Raw genomic sequence first — 4488 nt, forward strand, 5'->3', positions numbered from 1 at the left:
GCCCGACGAGATGGGCATCGGCCCGGTCTTCGCGATCCCGAAATTGCTCGAGCGCACCGGGCTCAAGATGGACGATATCGGCCTGTGGGAGCTGAATGAGGCGTTCGCGGTGCAGGTGCTGTACTGCCGCGACAAGCTCGGAATCCCCAACGAGCTGCTCAACGTCAACGGCGGCTCGATCTCGATCGGCCATCCTTATGGCATGACCGGCGCGCGCTGCACCGGCCACGCGCTGATCGAAGGCAAGCGTCGTGGCGCCAAGTACGTCGTGGTGACGATGTGCGTCGGCGGCGGCATGGGTGCTGCGGGGCTGTTCGAAGTCCTCTGAGCTCTCTGCGATGCAAAAAGGGGCCGGTGGAGTGATCCGCCGGCCCCTTTTTCTTGCGCCACCTACCGGCGCAAGGGCAGGTACTCGCGCTTGACCGGGGCGCCCGGCAGGCGCACCCTTTCGGCATGCAAAGCGGCTATTCCGCGAACAGGCTCGGCGTGCGGCTAGCCTTTTGGCCGCTGCGGCACGCACTCATATTTCGCGGTCGATCTACCCGAAACGAAGTCGTGTCGTTCTGGCTGCTGAGCATGGCGGCTCAGGCTGGCGAGCTGATCTTCGACGGGCCGTCGTCCTTCTTATTCGACGTGCTGAGCCTCGCGTGGACTTCACTCTGGACGTGGCCTTGGATTCCCCTGCTCGTCCGGCGATTGCACGACCAGGGACGTAGCGGATGGTGGGCATTGATCCCGCTGTCGCTCGGGCCGGTCTGCGCTTTGCAATGGTTTACCGCGCCGGTCGGCCATGCAGCATCGATGGCATTTCATTTCGGCCCTCTCCAGGCCGATAAGCATATCGCAGCGACACCATGGACGATCTCGCTCATGGTGGTCCTCGTTACGCTGATGGTCGCGAACGTGCTGCTGTTTCTTTGGCAGCCGACGCGGGGCGCCAATCGGTTCGGCCCTGATCCCCGGCTGGGCGACGAAACCGACAGGACGGACGCGATCCCGGTCGAGGCCTGATGCTGAAGTCGAACTGACCGGGCCGCGGAAACTCTCCGCGCGCGGCTCGTTGTGGGTTCGAGACCCTTACAGGAGAGACGCCATGGCCGACGCCGCCGAGATCAAGCAGCATTTCTGGAAGAAGCTGGCCGACAGCCCATTCGTGATGATCGGGATCGAAGGCGACGGCCAGCATAGCGAGCCGCTGACCGCGCAGCTCGACGAGGATCAGGTCGACACGATCTATTTCTTCATCGGCAAGGACAATCGCCTGGCGAAAGGCGGCAGGGCGATGGCGCAATTCGTATCCAAGGGACACGATTTCTTCGCCTGTCTGTCGGGCAACGCCCGGCTCGACAATGATTTCGGCATGATCGACAAGCTCTGGAACAATCAGGTCGAGGCCTGGTTTCCCGGCGGCAAGGACGATCCCAATCTCGCGCTGCTGCGCTTCGACGTGAGCGATGCCGAGATGTGGGAAACCGACATGTCGATCGCGGGGAAGGTCAAGATGCTGTTCGGCGGACGGATCAAGGCCCGGGATGAGGGGAGCCACGCGAAGGTCGGGACGACGGCCTGATCGATCTTCTCCCCTCACCCGTCGTGCGCAGCAATCCATTCCTCCAGCACCGGCGCGATCTGGGTGCGCCATTTGCTGCCGTTGAAGATGCCGTAATGGCCGGCGTCGGCGACCAGATGCTTCTTCTCCGACGCCGGCAGATTGGTCGCGATGGTCAGCGCCGCTTTGGTCTGTCCGAGCCCCGAAATGTCGTCGCGCTTGCCCTCGATCGCCAGTAAGGCGATGTCGGTGATCGCGCCGGGATCGACCTTGCGGCCGCGATGCGTCATCTCGCCCTTGGGCAGCGAATGATGCTGGAACACGACATCGATCGTCTGTAGATAGAATTCGGCGGTCATGTCGCAGACCGAGCGATATTCCTCGTAGAAATCCTTGGTCGCCTCGGCGCCCTCGTCGTCGCCCTGGACGAGATGTTTGAACATCTCCCAATGCGAGATCATGTGGTTGCCGAGGTTCATCGTCATGAACCCGGCGAGCTGCAGGAAGCCCGGATAGACGCGACGGCCGGCACCCGGATAATTCAGCGGCACGGTCGCGATGACGTTCTGCTCGAACCAGGCGAACGGGCGCTCGGTCGCGAGCGTGTTGACCGCGGTCGGCGCCTCGCGGGTGTCGATCGGCCCGCCCATCATCGTCAGCGTGCGCGGGCGGCAGGGATTCTTGTCCGCGCTCATCACGCAGGCGGCGGCGTAGCACGGCACAGAGGGCTGGCAGACCGCGAGCATGTGCGCGCCCGGCCCAATCGCCTCGAGAAACTCGACGATATAGTCGACATAATCGTCGAGATCGAAACGCCCTTCGGACAGCGGCACTTGCCGCGCGTCGCGCCAGTCGCTGATGTAGACGTCGGCGAACGGCAGCATCCGCTCGACCGTGCCGCGCAGCAAGGTCGCATAATGGCCCGACATCGGCGCCACGATCAGCAGCTTGGGGCCGCCATCAACGCCCTTGCGGACGAAGCGCTTGAGCTGGCCGAACGGCTTACGAAGCACGATCTCCTCGACGACGTCGATTTCCTTGCCCTGGATCGTCGTGCGGTCGAGCCCGAACTCGGGCTTGCCGCGCGGGGCGGAAGCGTGCGCGAATACTTCGAGCGCGGAAGCGAGTACCGGTCCGCCGCCGAAATAGGCGAAGGGGTTGGCAGGGTTGCTGAGCAGTTCGGCGCTGAAATTGGCCCAGGCGCTGGCACCCGCCAGCATCGACCGCTGCATTTCGTAGGCGTTGTAGAGCATTTGCCCCCGATACATCTGAAACCGTTTCCCCGGTATGAACCATTAGGAGCGTGTTGCACTGCACACAACGCCCTTTGCGACGGATCGTTGCGAGATCTGGTATGCTGGCCGGGGGCTGGCCGGCAACACCCCGACGGCGCGGCATTGCTGCCCTGCGGTATGGAGGGCATTGCCGCTGACGGGCGCACGTCCTAGGGCGGCGATACCATGACGGATACACCCAGCGATACGCCCAAGCCCGGCCGCCGGCTGGGCAGCCTGACGATGGTGTGGTTCTACGCGCGCCGCTACCCCGTCCAGCTCTCGATCGCGTTGCTCGCGCTGCTCGTCACGTCCGCGTCGACCATCTTCATTCCCTGGGTCCTCAAGCCGCTGGTCGACCGCGGCTTCGCGCACGGCGCCGACATGGCGCACGTCAACAGCGTCTTCTACCTCCTGCTCGCCGTGGTCGGCATCCTCGGGCTTGCGACCGCGGTCCGTTTCTATTTCGTTTCGTGGCTCGGCGAACGCACCGTTGCCGATGTCCGGATCGCCGTTCAGCGGAATCTCCTTCGACTCGCGCCGCGCTGGTTCGAGGAAAACCGGCCGTCGGAAATCGCCTCGCGCCTGACGGCGGACACCACGCAGATCGAGATGGCGGTCGGGACCACGGTGTCGGTCGCCTTGCGCAACGTGATCACGGGAATCGGCGGCACCGTGTCGATGTTCGTGCTGTCACCCAAATTCGCGGGCGCGATCCTGGTCGGCATTCCCATCGTGCTGATCCCGATCGTCCTGCTCGGACGGCGCCTGCGGGCGACCTCGCGCACTAGCCAGGACCGGATCGCCGATATCGGTGCGATGGCGGTCGAGGTCTTCTCGGCAATGAAAGTCGTTCAGGCATTCGGACAGGAGGGGCGCGAGAGCCGCCGCTTCGCCGACACCGTCGCCCGCGGTTTCGCCATCGCCAAACGGCGTATCTTTCTGCGCGCCCTGCTGACGGCGATGTTCATCACACTGATTTTCGGCGCGGTGGTATTGCTCCTGTGGGCCGGCGCCACCGATGTCGCGAGCGGCCGCATGTCGCCCGGCGCGTTCACCGCCTTCATCGCGACGGCGATGCTGACGACGGGCGCGTTCGGCGCGCTGAGCGACGTCTATGGCGATTTGTTGCGTGCCGCCGGCGCCGCCGAACGGCTCAGCGAGTTGCTCGCCGAACAGCCCGAAATTGCCGCTCCGGCGCATCCCGTGACGCTGCCCGAGCCCGCTCGCGGGGCGATCACCTTCGATCATGTCGTTTTCCGCTACCCGACCCGACCCGACGTCTCCGCGCTCGCCGACTTCTCGCTGGAGGTCGCCCCTGGTGAAACCGTCGCCGTGGTCGGGCCTTCGGGCGCCGGCAAGACCACCCTGTTCCAACTGATCCAGCGTTTCTACGACCCGCAATCGGGCGACGTGCGGATCGACGGCGTCCGCCTGCCCGACGCCGACCCTGCCGACATTCGTCGCCGCATCGCGATGGTGCCGCAGGAAACCGTGATCTTCGGCGCCTCGGCGCGCGACAATATGCGCTATGGCGAATGGGATGCGAGCGACGACGCGATCTGGGCGGCGGCGGAAGCGGCCAATGCCGCCGAATTCCTGCGCAAGCTGCCCGACGGGCTCGACACGTTCCTCGGTGAAGGCGGCGCACGGCTGTCCGGCGGC

At 64.9% G+C, this 4488-nt stretch carries 4 protein-coding genes and 1 pseudogene; 4 read left to right on the plus strand and 1 reads right to left on the minus strand.

Annotated features, from left to right (window positions below):
• From ACTHJR_RS02825 to ACTHJR_RS02835, 3 genes and pseudogenes are all read left to right on the plus strand, one after another.
• Window positions 1-328: pseudogene (locus tag ACTHJR_RS02825) on the plus strand (acetyl-CoA C-acyltransferase); the annotation flags it as partial.
• Window positions 329-453: 125 nt separating this feature from the next.
• A complete protein-coding gene (locus ACTHJR_RS02830) occupies window positions 454-1011 on the plus strand; it encodes a DUF805 domain-containing protein (protein ID WP_440521559.1) in 558 nt (185 codons plus the stop codon).
• Window positions 1012-1093: 82 nt separating this feature from the next.
• Window positions 1094-1570: a pyridoxamine 5'-phosphate oxidase family protein gene (locus ACTHJR_RS02835; RefSeq protein ID WP_440521560.1), complete on the plus strand. Its 477-nt coding sequence runs from the start codon at window positions 1094-1096 to the stop codon at window positions 1568-1570.
• Window positions 1571-1584: 14 nt separating this feature from the next.
• Here ACTHJR_RS02835 and ACTHJR_RS02840 read toward each other — a convergent pair whose 3' ends face one another.
• The gene (locus tag ACTHJR_RS02840; protein WP_440521562.1) at window positions 1585-2802 is read right to left on the minus strand and encodes a polyhydroxyalkanoate depolymerase; all 1218 of its coding nucleotides are present in this window, start codon (window positions 2800-2802) and stop codon (window positions 1585-1587) included.
• Window positions 2803-3009: 207 nt separating this feature from the next.
• On the opposite strand from ACTHJR_RS02840, the gene ACTHJR_RS02845 reads away from it, so the two are divergent.
• Window positions 3010-4488 (plus strand): ABC transporter transmembrane domain-containing protein (locus tag ACTHJR_RS02845; protein ID WP_440521561.1); only part of this gene is annotated, 1479 nt, incomplete at its 3' end.

Origin of the sequence: Sphingomonas sp., assembly GCF_051962185.1 — a bacterium.
GTDB lineage: Bacteria > Pseudomonadota > Alphaproteobacteria > Sphingomonadales > Sphingomonadaceae > Sphingomonas.

Coding starts and splice junctions, on each gene's coding strand:
- ACTHJR_RS02840 (WP_440521562.1), bottom strand. CDS start 2,802: ATGCTCTACAACGCCTACGAAATGCAGCGGTCGATGCTGGCGGGTGCC.
- ACTHJR_RS02830 (WP_440521559.1), top strand. CDS start 454: ATGCAAAGCGGCTATTCCGCGAACAGGCTCGGCGTGCGGCTAGCCTTT.
- ACTHJR_RS02835 (WP_440521560.1), top strand. CDS start 1,094: ATGGCCGACGCCGCCGAGATCAAGCAGCATTTCTGGAAGAAGCTGGCC.